This window comes from Bradyrhizobium sp. P5_C12 (genome assembly GCF_054049735.1).
Window position 1 is genome coordinate 60,731 of record NZ_JBFULU010000037.1, and the last position, 15,286, is coordinate 76,016.

The 15,286-nt window shown below is 64.8% G+C and carries 15 protein-coding genes; 10 read left to right on the forward strand and 5 right to left on the reverse strand.

Annotated elements, in window-relative coordinates; all coding sequences use genetic code 11:
* The first annotated feature begins 96 nt into the window (after positions 1-96).
* The 6 genes from ACXJMY_RS27515 (at position 97) to ACXJMY_RS27540 (ending at position 4,798) form a co-directional block, all read left to right on the forward strand.
* Positions 97-318, forward strand: a complete 222-nt coding sequence (locus ACXJMY_RS27515) for a hypothetical protein (RefSeq protein WP_456622490.1) — start codon at positions 97-99, stop codon at positions 316-318.
* 227 nt (positions 319-545) lie between these two features.
* On the forward strand, positions 546-1,757 hold the full coding sequence (locus ACXJMY_RS27520) for a molybdopterin molybdotransferase MoeA (RefSeq protein ID WP_456622491.1): 1,212 nt from the start codon (positions 546-548) through the stop codon (positions 1,755-1,757).
* A gap of 175 nt (positions 1,758-1,932) precedes the next feature.
* A complete protein-coding gene (gene lexA, locus ACXJMY_RS27525; RefSeq protein ID WP_456622492.1) occupies positions 1,933-2,628 on the forward strand; it encodes a transcriptional repressor LexA in 696 nt (231 codons plus the stop codon).
* A gap of 184 nt (positions 2,629-2,812) precedes the next feature.
* Positions 2,813-3,016, forward strand: a complete 204-nt coding sequence (locus ACXJMY_RS27530; protein WP_456622493.1) for a hypothetical protein — start codon at positions 2,813-2,815, stop codon at positions 3,014-3,016.
* Positions 3,017-3,210: 194 nt separating this feature from the next.
* Positions 3,211-3,639: a hypothetical protein gene (locus tag ACXJMY_RS27535; protein WP_456622494.1), complete on the forward strand. Its 429-nt coding sequence runs from the start codon at positions 3,211-3,213 to the stop codon at positions 3,637-3,639.
* A gap of 217 nt (positions 3,640-3,856) precedes the next feature.
* Positions 3,857-4,798 carry a GAF domain-containing protein gene (locus ACXJMY_RS27540; protein WP_456622495.1) on the forward strand — a complete coding sequence of 314 codons (942 nt, stop codon included), beginning with the start codon at positions 3,857-3,859 and terminating at the stop codon, positions 4,796-4,798.
* Positions 4,799-4,807: 9 nt separating this feature from the next.
* On the opposite strand, the gene ACXJMY_RS27545 is transcribed toward ACXJMY_RS27540, so the two are convergent.
* Together ACXJMY_RS27545 and ACXJMY_RS27550 are read right to left on the reverse strand one after the other, a co-directional pair.
* On the reverse strand, positions 4,808-7,087 hold the full coding sequence (locus ACXJMY_RS27545; RefSeq protein WP_456622496.1) for a ComEC/Rec2 family competence protein: 2,280 nt from the start codon (positions 7,085-7,087) through the stop codon (positions 4,808-4,810).
* A 95-nt stretch (positions 7,088-7,182) separates the two neighbouring features.
* Positions 7,183-7,416 (reverse strand): DUF2171 domain-containing protein, encoded by a 234-nt coding sequence (locus ACXJMY_RS27550; protein WP_271578145.1) that lies wholly within the window; start codon positions 7,414-7,416, stop codon positions 7,183-7,185.
* Positions 7,417-7,804: 388 nt separating this feature from the next.
* Between ACXJMY_RS27550 and ACXJMY_RS27555 the strand changes: the two genes are divergently transcribed.
* Positions 7,805-9,127, forward strand: a complete 1,323-nt coding sequence (locus tag ACXJMY_RS27555) for an MFS transporter (protein WP_456622497.1) — start codon at positions 7,805-7,807, stop codon at positions 9,125-9,127.
* 64 nt (positions 9,128-9,191) lie between these two features.
* Here ACXJMY_RS27555 and ACXJMY_RS27560 read toward each other — a convergent pair whose 3' ends face one another.
* Complete coding sequence (locus tag ACXJMY_RS27560; protein WP_060913116.1) at positions 9,192-9,554, reverse strand: SPW repeat protein; 363 nt, start codon at positions 9,552-9,554, stop codon at positions 9,192-9,194.
* A 236-nt stretch (positions 9,555-9,790) separates the two neighbouring features.
* Between ACXJMY_RS27560 and ACXJMY_RS27565 the strand changes: the two genes are divergently transcribed.
* A complete protein-coding gene (locus ACXJMY_RS27565; RefSeq protein ID WP_028171775.1) occupies positions 9,791-9,973 on the forward strand; it encodes a hypothetical protein in 183 nt (60 codons plus the stop codon).
* Positions 9,974-10,099: 126 nt separating this feature from the next.
* Positions 10,100-11,530, forward strand: a complete 1,431-nt coding sequence (glnA, locus tag ACXJMY_RS27570) for a type I glutamate--ammonia ligase (RefSeq protein ID WP_456622498.1) — start codon at positions 10,100-10,102, stop codon at positions 11,528-11,530.
* Positions 11,531-11,576: 46 nt separating this feature from the next.
* On the opposite strand, the gene ACXJMY_RS27575 is transcribed toward glnA, so the two are convergent.
* Together ACXJMY_RS27575 and ACXJMY_RS27580 are read right to left on the reverse strand one after the other, a co-directional pair.
* On the reverse strand, positions 11,577-11,963 hold the full coding sequence (locus ACXJMY_RS27575) for a YybH family protein (RefSeq protein ID WP_092181111.1): 387 nt from the start codon (positions 11,961-11,963) through the stop codon (positions 11,577-11,579).
* A gap of 9 nt (positions 11,964-11,972) precedes the next feature.
* Complete coding sequence (locus ACXJMY_RS27580; RefSeq protein WP_456622499.1) at positions 11,973-13,649, reverse strand: glutamine--tRNA ligase/YqeY domain fusion protein; 1,677 nt, start codon at positions 13,647-13,649, stop codon at positions 11,973-11,975.
* Positions 13,650-13,792: 143 nt separating this feature from the next.
* On the opposite strand from ACXJMY_RS27580, the gene gltX reads away from it, so the two are divergent.
* The gene (gene gltX, locus ACXJMY_RS27585; RefSeq protein ID WP_456622500.1) at positions 13,793-15,220 is read left to right on the forward strand and encodes a glutamate--tRNA ligase; all 1,428 of its coding nucleotides are present in this window, start codon (positions 13,793-13,795) and stop codon (positions 15,218-15,220) included.
* Positions 15,221-15,286 lie beyond the last annotated feature (66 nt).

The window sequence follows — 15,286 nt, forward strand, 5'->3', positions numbered from 1 at the left end:
AACCACTTTGTGCATTTTTATGCAGAGTTCCGGGAACGGAATGCCCGTTTCCGGACTCTTGAGTCCGTCGGGACTTCTACGGACGGACGCATCATCGTGTTGGGCAAGACCTACCTCACCAAGCAGGCCTCTCTTCTCCTTGAATTCGCCAGGACGACCTCAGATTCGGACCTTTCCGCCAAGCTCGTGCGCAAGGCAGCCGATCTGAAATCACAGGCGGATCCGTTGCCCGACAAGGATCAGGGCCCCAAGGCTCCTGACGTAGCTTCGCCTGACGTGGCGACCGACCTCAGTCCGGGCGCGCAGACAAGGAGTTGATCGATGCTGGCCGTGGCTCTGGTCGTTCTCGTTCTCGCCATGGCCACGCTGGTGCCGATCGTTCTTGTTGTCCGGATCATGCCGCGCCGGACCTGACACCCCCCTCTTGCCGAATAGACCGGGCCGGATGAATCATCCTGCCTCGTCGCCGTTTTGCCTCCGCGCCCGCGCTCGGCTAGAACGTCGCCGTTCATCCGCCCGACCGTGCCCAGCAGGAGTCTTCCCCCGTGGCCTTGATGCCGGTTTCTGACGCGCTCGCCGCGGTGCTGGCCGGCGTGGAGCCGTTGCCCGAAGAGATGATTGCTCTCGCCGAGGCCTTCCACCGCGTGCTCGCGCGCGACCTCGCGGCGCGGCGCACGCAGCCGCCGCAGGCGATGTCGGCGATGGACGGATATGCCGTGCGCGCGGCCGATGCGGCAAAGGTCGACGCCCAGCTGACCGTGGTCGGCGAGGTCGCGGCGGGCCGGCCGTTTGCGAAATCGGTCGGCGCCGGCGAAGCAGTGCGGATCTTCACCGGCGGCGTCGTACCCGACGGCGCCGACGCAGTCGTGATCCAGGAGGACACGGTCGCCGACGGCAAGCGCATCACGATCAGGGAAGCCGCCATCGCCGGACGGCACATACGCCCCGCCGGCGTCGATTTTCGCGAGGGCGATGTGCTGCTGAAGGCGGGCACCCGCCTCACCGAGCGGGGCCTGGCGCTCGCCGCCGGCATGAACCACCCCGAGCTTCCCGTCCGCCGCCGTCCGAAGGTCGCGATCCTCGCCACCGGTGATGAGCTGGTGATGCCGGGGACGACACCCGGCCCGGGGCAGATCGTCTATTCCAACGGCTACGCCCTGCACGCGCTCGCCCGCGGCGAGGGCGCGGAGACCATCGATCTCGGCATTGCCGCCGACACGCTGGAGGCGACCACCGCCGGCATCCGCCGTGCGCGCGAGAGCGGCGCCGACATCCTGATCACGACCGGCGGCGCCTCGGTCGGCGATCACGACCTGGTCCAGCCGGCGCTCAATGCCGAAGGCATCTCGATGGCGTTCTGGAAGATCGCGATGCGGCCGGGCAAGCCGATGATGAACGGACGGCTCGGCGCGATGCGCGTGATCGGCCTGCCCGGCAATCCGGTGTCGTCCTATGTGTGCGCCTTCCTGTTCATGGTGCCGCTGATTCGCGCGCTGTCGGGCCGCGAGATGATTCATCACCGCCGCGAGCGCGCGGTGCTCGGCCGCGACGTCGGGCCCAACGACGTGCGCGAAGACTATCTCCGCGCGCGTCTGGAGCGGCGTGAGGACGGCACGCTCGTCGCCCTTCCCGTCAATCATCAGGATTCCTCGCTGCTTGCGAATCTTGCTGCGGCACAGGCACTTCTCGTGCGCGCGCCGTTGGCGCCGAAGGCTGCTGCAGGCACGCCATGCGAGGTGCTGCTGCTGCCGGCCTGAACGCGTCGATCACACGCGTTCGGCGAACTTTGTCGCGTTCACGGTAAATTAAGCAGTTGCGGAACACATATCGAACATATAGTGTCCGTTCATGATTTGTTTCGAGCATCTGGCGGCTCGCCGCTGAATTCACCGTCTCGGAATCGAACGACATCAACCGGGGGATTTGGTCGAGATGTTAACGCGCAAACAATACGAGCTTCTGCGGTTCATCAGCGAGCGTCTGAAGGAAAGCGGCGTGCCGCCCTCCTTCGACGAGATGAAGGACGCGCTCGATCTGCGCTCGAAATCAGGCATCCATCGCCTGATCACCGCACTCGAGGAGCGCGGCTTCATCCGGCGCCTGCCCAACCGCGCCCGCGCCATCGAGGTGATCAAGCTGCCCGAGCTCCAGGCGGCCGCCGGAAGCCGGCGCGGCTTCACGCCGAGCGTCATCGAAGGCAATCTCGGCAAGGTGCGCTCCAACGCGCCTGCGGACGACGGCGAGCGCCCCGTGGCGGTGCCGGTGATGGGCCGCATCGCGGCCGGCACGCCGATCGAGGCGTTGCAGACCCGCAGCCACACCATCAGCGTACCGCCGGACATGCTCGGCTCGGGCGAGCACTATGCGCTGGAAGTGCGCGGCGATTCGATGGTCGAGGCCGGCATCCTCGACGGCGACATGGCGCTGATCCAGCGCAATGAGACCGCCGATACCGGCGACATCGTCGTGGCCCTGATCGACGACGAGGAAGCCACGCTGAAGCGCTTCCGCCGTCGTGGCGCCTCGATCGCGCTCGAGCCCGCCAATGCCGCCTATGAGGTCCGCATCCTGCCGCCGAACCGGGTCAAGATCCAGGGCAAGCTGATCGGGCTGTACCGCAAGTACTGAGCTGATCCGGCGGTCATTCGATACCCATTGGAGCGGACGGATTGGGAGCGGACGGATTGTCCGCTCCGGCTGGATAGTCTTTCTGGTTTTGCACAGATTATCCGGCCACCTCTCCGGCGCTAGATCCTCGGCACGCCGCACGAAGCGCTTGGCTTCGCGGCCTTGAGAGACCGAGGAGACAACCATGCGCAAGATCGTTTTGAGTGTGCTCGCAACTGCGTTGATCGCCGGCACCGCGCCGCAGGCCTTCGCCGCACAGCCGCACCGCCATGCCCACAACAAGGAGACCGCGGTCAGCGCGCAATTGCGCAATGCCCGCAACGCCGTCGAGCAGACGTCGCAACCGAGCTGGCAATATTCGGGATGGTCGGCACCGGCCGGACGCTGACCTTTGTGTCCGGCGTAATGCACGAAAGCGGACTTTGTTCCTGCTCGATTCGGAAAAGATAATGTGATCGCGGGCTGCGGACCCAAGCCGCAGATTTGCCTACAACCAAGAACACGCTAACATGCTTCCACTCTGATCGAGGCCTGTGCCTCTGAAAGAGGCGCGGGTCGCTATCCTTGAACGAGGAGCACCCGATGTGTGACTACAGCCTGCATGCCGTCGCGACGCGCCCGGCCGAAGTCGGCGAGACGATCGTCACGACAACCTTCCGCGGCACCTCGACGCGCGGCTTCGCCTCCGAAGCCGATCTCTCCGTCGCGGTCTGCCTGCTGCCGGGAACGGAGCTCGCCTTCGCCGACAACGTCCGCTACGACAATCGCTGGATCTGGACCCGCACCATCAACTCGCGCGTCGGCAAGTTCGGCAAGATCGATCCGCACATCCCCGACCGCCATCATGACGCGATCGAGTTTCCCGACGGCAAATACGTGCTGGTGACGCAGCTCGTCGAAGGCCAGCGCGCAACCGTGCTGCAACTGCCGGTGACACAGCCGCTTGGCGAGCACAAGCCGCAGGTCGTCGCCGACAATCGGCCGACCATCACGCGCCTGCCGATCGGCTGACGCGGCTGTCTCCTGGCCGACAGATCAAGCGCCAGGATCGAAACCGCCATCGCCGGCCGCGGCCGGCGAGATGGGGGTGGTTTGCATCGAGCGAAATCCGACCGGATCGACCGCCAGCCCGCCGCACGAAGTTTGCGCTGCCCTGCCTGAATTTTGAACGTCCGTTCCGCAAGCAAATGGCCGATGCTGTTGCGGCTTGAGGCGGCGGACACGTTCGATGAAAACCTTCATTCGCGTCGTTGAACTCTGGGTGCCCGACCGGACGCGGATGCGGCTGGAATTCGGCGGCGGCCTCTACAGCGAAGGCCTGTCCGCATTCAAGGCCGTGAGCGAGGATTTGCGCTTCGGATATGACGAGGGCCTGCCCGGCAAGGCCTGGGCGAGCGGTCATCCCGTGATCCTCACCAAATTCGCCAATTCCTATTTCAAGCGCACCGATCAGGCCGTCGCGGCCGGCCTGACCTGCGGCGTGGCGGTGCCGGTGTTTGCCGGCGAATTTTTGCAAGCGGTCATGGTGCTGTTCTGCGGCGACGACGAGGCGCATGTCGGCGCGATCGAGCTCTGGCACAACGACGCCGCGGTCTCGTACGAGATGGGGCTGGTCGACGGCTATTACGGCACCGCCGACATGTTCGAGTTCAACTCGCGCCACACCAGATTTCCGCGCGGCTTCGGCCTGCCCGGACGCACCTGGAAAGCCGGCCTGCCACTGATCATCAAGGAGTTGCACGACGCCAAGAGTTTTCTGCGCTGGGAGGACGCCGCCAAGGTCGGGATCAATCTCGGCGTCGGCGTGCCCTACCGGACCGGCACCGACCAGACCTGGGTCCTGACATTCCTGTCCGCGCAGGCCACCCCGATTGCGCGGCGCTTCGAGATCTGGGTCCCGAACGAGGCCCGTACGGCGCTGGTGTTTCGCGCCGGCGATTGCAGCGCGCAGACCGACCTCGCCGCGCTCTATGCGACGACATCGATCGCCAGGGGCGACGGCAGCATCGGCGGGGCCTGGGCCACCGGCATGCCCGCGCTCAACGACGATCTCGCGCAGGACGGCTCGATCGCGGCCGCGGAGGCGCGCGCAGCCGGATTGAGCCGGATGGTGGTCCTGCCGGTGATCGGGCACGCAGGTCTCAACGCCATGCTGGCCTGGTATCTGTAGGCGTTCAGCTCAGTCCTCGGCCTGCAAGTCGGCCTCCGACGGCGTTGCGTCCTTGCTGCGGGGCGCGGCCGTCTTCGGCGCAAGGCTGCCGTCGAAATCCCCCTCGCCGGCCGCGGCCGGCGACCATGGGCGGTTGGTGCCTCTCGCCCGTACCGCCTGAACCGCAAATCCATCGCCGCGCTGGGTCAGCGCCAGCGCGCCCTGCCGCGCCAGACGCTGCCGATCGACCACCATCGCGGCGCAATCCGGCGAGGCGGGCCGCGCCGTCACCACCAGCGCGGCGCGGCTGCAATCATCCGCCAGCGCGTCGACGCGCAGCGCCAGCGCAACCAGGCGCCCGTCGGCGAGCGGCGTCACGCAGCCCAGCTCGTCGCACGACACGCCATCACCGAACGAAGTGCTGCCGGCGTCGCGGGGATCGGCATCGGCGGCGAGCCACTCCTTGAGCAGGAAGCTGTCCTTGCCGGCCCTGATCAGGTGGAGGCGCCCGTCCCTGCCGCGCACGGCGACGCTCTGGCCGTCACCGGCAATCAGAATATCGGGCTGCCGGACCGACGGCCCCCAGACGATCGCGGCCAGCAGCACCAGCGCGCCGGACCAGCGCAACGGCGTGCGCAACAGACCCATCAGGATGATGCCGAGGCTCGCCGCGATCAGCGGCGCAATGCCGAAGGCGCTGATGCGGCCGACCGCGCCGGGCAGCGCGGCCACCCAGCGCGAGACCGCGACCATCCAGTCGATGCCGACCCCCATCAGCCACCAGAACACGCTGTCGAGCCCGAACGGCGCCGCGAGCAAGCCCAGCAACCCCGCCGGCATCACCAGCGCCGAGACCACCGGCATGGCGCCCAGATTGGCGAGCACGCCGAACGGCGTGACGCGGTGGAAGTGGAAGGCGGCATAGGGCGTGGTCGCAAGCCCCGCGATCAGCGAGGCCAGGAACAACATCGCGATCTCGCGGCCGCCCCACATCGCGATCCGCGCGGTCGCGGAATGATCGGGCGAGGCGAACAGGTTCGGCATGCCGATCTGCACCAGCGCGACCAGCCCGAGCGTTGCCGCAAACGACATCTGGAAGCTCGGATGCACCAGCGCTTCGGGTGCGACCGCCAGCACGATCAGCGCGGCCACGGCCAGCGTGCGGAAGGTGATGGCGCGGCGATCGACCATGACCGCGATCAAAACCACCGCCGTCATGAAGAACGATCGTTGCGTGGCAACCTCCGCGCCCGAGAGCAGCAGATAGAACGCGGCCGCGACCAGCGCCGCAGCCGCCGACCATTTCTTGATGGCGAAGCCGACCGCCAGTCCCGGGATCAGGGCGAGCAGCGCCCGCACCGCGAAGAAGACGACGCCGGCGACCACCGCCATGTGATAGCCGGAGATCGAGAGCACGTGGCCGAGCCCCGAGATGAACATCGCGTCGTTGACGGGCGTGGTGATCGCATCGCGCCGCCCGGTCAGCAGCGCGGTCGCGATCGCGCGGTTGTCGCCATCAAGGATCGTGCGGATGCGTGCGTCGATCGCATCGCGCAGGCCCTGCATGACGGCGGAATAGCGCAGCCGCAAGCCGCCGGCATCCGGCGGCACCGACGCCGTGATCGCACCCATCACGAAGCCGGAGGCGCCGATGCCCTGGAAGAACATGTCGCGGGAGAAATCGTAGCTGCCGGGACGCACCGGCGACAGCGGCGGCATCAGCCGCGCCTTCAACTGCACGAAGCTGCCGACCTCGGGCGCCGTGCCCTTGCGCACCGACAGCCGCACGCGCTCCAGCTTGACGTCGCTGCGCTGCGCCTCCATCGCGGTCACGCGCAGCACGAAGCGGTCGGTGCGCTCGCGGATGTCGCGGGTCTCGACGAAGCCCGACAGCGACACGGAATAGAGCGGCTTGGCCAGCACGACGTGGGCGATGCGCGCGGTCTTCCAGGTCGCGATCGCAAGGCCGGCCGCGACCGCCGCAATCATGATGGCCGGCGCGAACATCCGGCTTCGCCGCAACAGCACGGCCGCGAGCGTGAGCCCGACCGCGGTCGCAGCGACGACCCAAAGCACCGGCTCGTGATCGGCAGCAAAGTAGAGCGCGATACCACCGCCGAAGGCGACAGGGACCCACGGCAACAGCCGCCCGGCGCCGGCTTCCGCCTTGGCCCATCCGCGCAATGTCTCGACGATTGCCGGCCAAACGCCAAAGCTCGCCGGCACAAACCCACCAGCGGACGCGGGTCGGCCCACAGGCCAAGTCCCCGCGATCCCCTGCGACCGTACTGGCCGCCCCGGCTCCGCCATTCCCTGCACCTTGCGATACGCGACGGACGCGGAGGCTACCGGAACGTGCGGGCGGGCGGATAGCGGTACGGATCAGGAACGAGCGGCGGCGGGCGCTACTTTTCCTCTTCCATCGTCACGGCCACCGCCGCCTTGGCCGAGAGCCGGACCTTGTTGCCTTCGACGTCGGCGACGAGGCCCTTGTCGATGAAGTGATGATGGCCCCTGTGGCTGCCCTCGCCGCTGTCCTTCTTGGTCAGCTTGATCCGATGGCCCTCGACCTTGTCGACGGTGCCGATGTGGACGCCGTCGGCGCCGATGACTTCCATATGCTCTGCGATGTTCTGCATGGTGGGCTCCCTTTTCTGGATCCCTCACAACGCCTGAGATGTCTTTCCGTTCGCTGCTCACCAGAAGTCGCGGACAATTCGAGCCCTTGCGATCTCTTTCGCAAAACGCCGCATGTCAGATCGATTGAGCCGAAAGTCTCATAAGTTGCCAGCCCGTGGTGGGATTACACTACGGTTCCCCGCCTCCCCGACAGACGGGCAGGCAGTGGTGGCTCGCGGTTCTAAGGCCGCCGGAGCTCGTCTCAGGTGGCGCAAGACGCGCCTGAGGTCGGACGTTGCCGACGCAACTCTTTGAATCGGCGCCTGCAACGCCGCGCATCACGCTCTCCGCGAGAAGATCGACCGCTGAAGCAAGCGAGGAGACGTTTTGAAGCCATAGGAGGCGCACATGCAGGTACCGAGCGATTTTCGCCGCGTGATCATCGCTGCGTCGGTAGGAAACATCATCGAATGGTATGATTTCTATATCTTTGGCAGCCTGGCCGCAGTTCTATCGGTCAAGTTCTTTGAGCAGTCCCACCCCGTCGCCGCCCTGCTCAGCACGATCGCGCTGTTCACGGCAGGATTTCTGATCCGTCCGCTGGGGGCATTCCTGTTCGGATGGATGGGTGACCGGGTCGGCCGCAAATATACGTTTCTCATCACGCTCAGCGGAATGGGACTGGGCACGGGAGCGATCGGATTGATCCCAACCTACCAGTCGATCGGGCTGGCGGCTGCGTTCCTTCTCTTCGGCTTGCGCATGATCCAGGGGCTGTGCCTCGGCGGCGAATATGGTGGCGCCATCACCTATGTTGCCGAGCATGTGCCTGACGACAAGCGCGGCTACTACACCGGCTGGCTACAGACCTCTCCGACTCTCGGGATCGTGGTGTCGCTCGCAGTCATCGTTCTGACCCGAACCTATGCCGGCAATCAGGCCTTCGACGAATGGGCGTGGCGCGTTCCGTTCCTGCTGTCCTTCCTGCTGGTGGCCATCGCGATCTATATCCGCCTCCAGCTCCAGGAGACGCCGATCTTCCAGGAGATCAAGGCCCGCGGACAGATGACGAGGAATCCGTGGAAGGAGGCCTTCCTCAGTTCGAACATCAAATACATCGGGATCGCCATCGTGGTCCTGATCGGACAGGGCGTGGTCTGGTACAGTGGTCAATTCTGGGCGCTGTACTTTCTGCAGCAGGTCTCCAAGGTGGACCCGGTGACCTCGGCCTACATCGTGGGAGCCGCGCTGCTCATTGCAACGCCGAGCCTGATCTTCTTTGGCTGGCTGTCAGATCACATCGGCCGCAAGCCGGTGATCCTCGGAGGTATGCTGCTCGCCGCGATCACCTACTATCCGCTGTATCTGTGGCTGGGATCGGTCACGCAGCCCGGAAACATCAACTATCCGATCGCGATCTTCATCATCTTCATCCTCGTTTGCTATGTCGGGATGGTGTACGGGCCGGTCGGCGCGTTTCTGGCGGAATTCTTCCCCGCCAGGATCAGGTACACGTCGGTCTCCGTGCCGTACCACATCGGCAACGGTTGGGGTGGCGGATTGGTGCCGTTCATCACCTCGGCGGCATTCGCCGCGACCGGCAGCATCGGCTACGCACTGATCTACCCGATCGTGGTCCCCGCGGTGTGCTTCGTGCTCGCTGTCTTCCTGATGCCGGAGACGCGCAAGATCAGCATCTGGCAACCGATCGAGCCCAGAGCCGCATTGTAACGTAACCACCTCTCCTCCGGCCGCCAGCCGATGGCGGTCGGAGAGGAGCCGGCAACCGCTCGTCTCAGCCGGCGCGGTGAGGCCAGTGATCGTGCCACCAGGTACTGAAGTCGCGATCGGTTATCAATTCCCAGGCAGCGAGCAAGATCACCAATAGGCCCGACAACACGCTGCTGACCGTGGCCGATACGGGCTCATAGCCAATGGACCAAGGCGCCAGCACCAGAGCTAGGCCCAGCAGCATTTCGCCCCACTCTTCCAGGTAGGACGGGACGACAAAGGCTTCCACGGCAAACAGCATGACGCCGAGCCCGAGTGCGATGGTGATCCAGACGGCAGCCCCGGATAAGCCGAGGACGAAGGACGACAGGACCAGCCACACGCCCACCAACAGGCTACCAGCGTCCTGCCAATGTTGGATGCGCATGATGCTCACCTCCCTTCTCGTATTGATGTGGGGGCGCCCCGGTGAAGAATCATCCCTCCGACCTGCGCTGTGTTGCCGCGACCAGGAGCCGGCGCCCCATCCGGCCGCCCATGCCCCGGAAAGGGCCCTTGCAAGTGCGGCGCACCAGGATGCAGACTATCGGCGCTTGACAGGTGTCAATGTCTGCCGTTCTCGGCCCACCCGGTTCGCGCCCAGAACAAGAGGGAGATGACGCCATGCGAGAAATGGAAATCCACGATTATGCGCGGCAGTTGCTGGAAGCCCATGGCCCCAAGGCCATTGCGGAAGCCGCTCAAAACGCCATCGACCTCGAGCAGAAGGGCGAGCTCGAATTGGCTAAAACCTGGCGGCACATCGAAGACGCGATGAAGCTGATGCGCGGGCCACATCAAAGCTGACTGCCGTCGCGCGAAGCTTGCCTGACTGCGGCGACAACGCCGAACGTGGACCACAGTCCGTCGCGAGCCGCCAGGTTGCGGCCGAACGGCTACGCGATCTCGGGACGCTGACCTGGGAGCGAAGCCATGGTTGCGAAATGTACGACAGCCGAAGACCTCGTGAAGGCGATCACGGACGAGAAAGTCCAGATGATCGATTTGCGGTTCACCGACCTGCCGGGGATGTGGCAACATTTTTCCGTCCCGCCGAGCGCGGTGAACGCCGATGCACTCAATGAGGGCTTTGGATTCGACGGCTCATCGATCCGAGGCTTCCAGGAGATCCAGGAAAGCGACATGCTGGTTGTCGCCGACCCGACGACGGCATTCGTCGACCCCTATAGTCCGGCCAAAACGCTGGTTCTCATCTGCAACATCCGCGACCCCGTGACCGGCCAGTCCTATAGCCGGGATGCCCGCTACATCGCCCAGAAAGCCGAAATCCACCTCAAGGGCACCGGGCGCGCCGATACGAGCTATTTCGGCCCGGAAGCGGAGTTCTTCGTCTTCGACGAGGTGCGCTACGCACAGGGCATCAACTACGCCATGCACGCAATCGACTCCAGCGAAGGCAGCTGGAACACCGGCTCTGAGGAAGGGCCGAATCTCGGCCACAAACCGCGCCCGAAGGAGGGATACTTTCCCGTTCCCCCGACCGACAGCATGCAGGCGCTACGCACCGAAATGGTGCTGACGATGGAATCTCTGGGGATCCAGATCGAGGCCCATCACCATGAAGTCGCAACCGGCGGCCAGAACGAGATCGACATGCGCTTCACCACCCTCACCCGCATGGCCGACAACCTGATGATGTACAAATACGTGGTGAAGAACACCGCGCATCAGCACGGCAAGACCGCGACATTCATGCCGAAGCCGCTGTTCGAGGACAACGCTTCGGGCATGCACGTTCACCAATCGCTCTGGAAGGGTGAGACCAATCTGTTCTACGACAAAGGTGACTACGCCGAGTTGAGCCAGCTCGGCCGCTACTACATCGGCGGGCTTTTGAGCCACGCCTGGGCGTTGTGCGGGCTTTGCGCCCCCACCACGAATTCCTATCGGCGTCTGGTGCCGGGCTATGAAGCTCCGATCAACCTCGTCTACTCCCAGCGCAATCGCTCCGCCTGCTGCCGGATTCCGATGTATTCGCCGAATCCGCGCGCCAAGCGCGTCGAGTTTCGTTCGCCGGATCCGTCCTGCAATCCCTACCTGGCCTTCGCGGCAATGCTGATGGCTGGCCTCGACGGTATCGACAAGCGGATCGACCCCGGCAGCCCGATCGACAAGAATCTCTACGACCTCCCGCCTGCGGAGGCGAAGGAGGTGAAGTCCACGCCAGGATCGCTGGACCAGGCGCTCGACGCGCTCGAGCGCGATCACGCATTCCTGCTACGCGGCGATGTCTTCACCGCCGACGTGATCGAAACCTGGCTCGACTACAAGCGCAAGAAGGAGGTCGACCCGATCCGCCTGCGACCTCATCCTTACGAGTTCCATCTCTACTACGACATCTAGCGGGCGGCGACCGCGCACCTGGCGGAACGGGCAGAGCCCTCCACTGCTAGATCATCGGGACCCTCGACGAGACGTGATGATTGACGATCTTCCAATCGGCGTCCTCGCGAATAATCACCCAGGTGATCTTCACCGACAGCGGCGGACCTTCCTCGCCGAGGTCGAACGAGGCGATGGCGGCCATGTTGATCACGTCAGAGGCGACCCACGCGGATATCACCTCGGAGAAGGTGACGCTGGGCGAATGCCAGCGCGGCAAGCCGTTGAAATAGGCCGCGACGCCTTCCCGGCCGCGGTAAAGCCGTGGATTCGAGCCGAAGAAGAAGGCGTTCCGTGAGTAGAGCGCAGCAATGTCGGCTGCGTCGAGCTTCCCAAAGCCGACGGACCACTTCGCCATGATGGCGGACACGATATCGTCGGCTTCCCCTTGCATCCCGTGCCCCTACCCCTTCGCGACTTCCTTCGCAAAGGTGTCCCGGAGCCCGATGGTGCGGCTGAACACCGGCTTGCCCGGCGTGGAGTCCTTGTCGCGCACGAAATAGCCCTGGCGCTCGAACTGCATCGGCTCGGTCGCATTGCTCTCGGCGACCGACGCTTCGATCCGCGCGTCGGAGAGGATCTCCAGCGACTGCGGATTGAGATCGGCGGCGAAGTTCGAGGCGTCCGGGCTCGGGTTGGAGAACAGCTGGTTGTAGATGCGGATCTCCGCCGGCTTCGACGCCGCCGCCGGCAGCCAGTGCATGGTCGCCTTGACCTTGCGGCCGTCGGGCGCGTTGCCGCCCCTGGTCGCGGGGTCGTAGGTGCAGCGCAGCTCCACCACCTCGCCGGCATCGTTCTTGATCACGCCGGTGCACTTGACGAAATAGGCGTAGCGCAGCCGCACCTCGTTGCCCGGCGACAGCCGGAAGAACTTTTTCGGCGGGTTCTCCATGAAGTCGTCCTGCTCGATATAGAGCTCGCGGCCGAAGCTGATCTTGCGCGTGCCGGCCGAGGGATCGTCGGGATGGTTGATCGCATCGAGCTCCTCGACCTGCCCTTCCGGATAGTTCTCGATCACGACTTTCAGCGGCCGCAGCACCGCCATGCGCCGCTGCGACGTGCGGTTCAGCTCCTCGCGGATGCAGAATTCGAGCATGCCGACGTCGACCACGCTGTTGGCCTTGGCAACGCCGATGCGCTTGACGAACTCGCGCAGGGCTGCCGGCGGCACGCCGCGGCGGCGCATGCCCGCCATGGTCGGCATGCGCGGATCGTCCCAGCCCGCGACATGGCCCTCGCGCACGAGTTGGGTCAGCACGCGCTTCGACAACAGCGTGTAGGTCAGGTTCAGCCGCGCGAACTCGTACTGGTGCGGCTTCGACGGCACCGGCAGCTTCTCGATGAACCAGTCGTAGAGCGGCCGATGGTCCTCGAACTCCAGCGTGCAGATCGAGTGCGTGATGCCTTCGATCGCGTCCGACTGGCCGTGCGCATAGTCGTAGCTCGGATAGATGCACCATGCGTTGCCGGTGCGCGGATGATGCGCATGCAGGATGCGGTACAGCACGGGATCGCGCAAATTGATGTTGCCCGCACCCATGTCGATTTTCGCCCGCAGCACGCGCGCGCCGTTGGCGAATTCGCCCGCCTTCATGCGGCGGAACAGGTCGAGATTCTCCTCGACCGTGCGGTCGCGGAACGGCGAATTCTTGCCCGGCTCGGTCAGCGTGCCGCGCGAGGTGCGGATCTCTTCCTGGGTCTGGTCGTCGACATAGGCGAGCCCGTCGCGGATCAGCTTCTCCGCCCATTCGTACAGGCGGTCGAAATAGTCCGAGGCGAAGAACAGGTTCTTGCCCCAGTCGAAGCCGAGCCAATGCACGTCGGCCTGGATGGAATCGATATATTCCTGCTCCTCCTTGACCGGGTTGGTGTCGTCGAAGCGCAGATGGCAGCGGCCGGGAAACTCCTGGGCAATGCCGAAATTGAGCGCGATCGACTTGGCGTGGCCGATATGCAGGTAACCGTTCGGCTCCGGCGGGAACCGGGTGACGATCTCCTTGTATTTGGCCTGATCGAGGTCGGCCTGGATGATGTCACGAATGAAATCGCGCCCAACCTCGTTCGCCACCGGTTCTGTCATTACGAAAATCCTGTAGGGAAATCAGCGGTCCTTCTGCCAAATTCGCTCGGCTGAGCCAAGGCCTTAGCGGTCCGCTGCCGGGCTTTAGTTATGCTCCGGTCCTGTTATATACCACCGCCTCCAATGCATAGGCCCTGCCAAGAATGACCGATTCCGTCGTCACCCGCTTCGCTCCCTCCCCGACCGGCTTCCTCCACATCGGAGGCGCCCGCACGGCGCTGTTCAACTGGCTCTATGCGAAGAAGCACGGCGGCAAGATGCTGCTCCGGATCGAGGACACCGACCGGGAGCGCTCCACGGAGGCTGCGATCGGCGCCATCCTCGACGGGCTCAAATGGCTGGAGCTCAGCTGGGATGGCGACGTCATCTACCAGTTCAGCCGCGCCGCCCGCCACCGCGAGGTCGCCGAGCAGCTGCTCGCCGACGGCAAGGCCTACCGTTGCTACGCCACCGCCGAGGAGCTCACCGCCATGCGCGAGAAGGCGCGCGCGGAGGGCCGCACCCGCCTCTATGACGGCCTGTGGCGGGATCGCGACCCGGCCACTGCGCCCTCCGACGTCAAGCCAACCATCCGGCTGCGCGCGCCGCAGACCGGCGAGACCGTGATCGAGGACCAGGTCCAGGGCCGCGTGGTCTGGCAGAACGAGAACCTCGACGATCTCGTCCTGCTGCGCGGCGATGGCAACCCGACCTACATGCTCGCTGTGGTGGTGGACGACCACGACATGGGCGTCACCCATGTCATCCGCGGCGACGATCATCTGATCAACGCCGCGCGCCAGAAGCAGATCTACGATGCGATGGGCTGGACGCTGCCGAGCATGTCGCACATCCCGCTGATCCACGGTCCGGACGGCTCAAAGCTGTCCAAGCGCCACGGCGCGCTCGGCGTCGATGCCTACCGCGCCATGGGATACCTCCCGGCGGCGCTGCGCAATTACCTCGTCCGGCTCGGCTGGAGCCATGGCGACCAGGAGATCTTCTCGACCGAGGAGATGATCGCGGCGTTCGATCTCGCCAGTGTCGGCCGGGCGGCGGCGCGCTTCGACTTCGCCAAGCTGGAAAACCTCAACGGCCATTACATCCGCCACGCCGACGATCAATCACTCGTGAAGATGTTCGAGGACGTGCTCGACCACGTCGTGCCCAGCCGCAACGAGCTTAAAGCCAAGTTAAACGACACGACGCGGGCACAGCTTCTCAAGGCCATGCCGGCCCTGAAGGAGCGCGCCAAGACGCTGATCGAGCTGATCGACAGCGCCTATTTCATCTTCGCCGACCGGCCGCTTGAGCTTGATCCCAAGGCGCAGGCGCTGCTGACGCCCGAGAACCGCAAGCTGATCGGCCAGCTTCATTCCGCGCTGGAGAATGTCGAGACATGGAGCGGCGCCACGACGGAAGCCGCGCTGCGCGCCTTTGCCGAGGAAAATAGTCTCAAGCTTGGCGCGGTCGCACAACCCTTGCGGGCCGCGCTGACCGGACGGACCACGTCGCCTGGTATATTTGAGGTTTTGGACGTGCTGGGACGCCAGGAAAGTTTGGGCCGGCTCAAGGATCAGGCCACGGACTAGGCAAGGACTAGGACCGATCGACATTTATTGCATCCAGATCATTGCGGGTGCGAGATGGATGAAGCC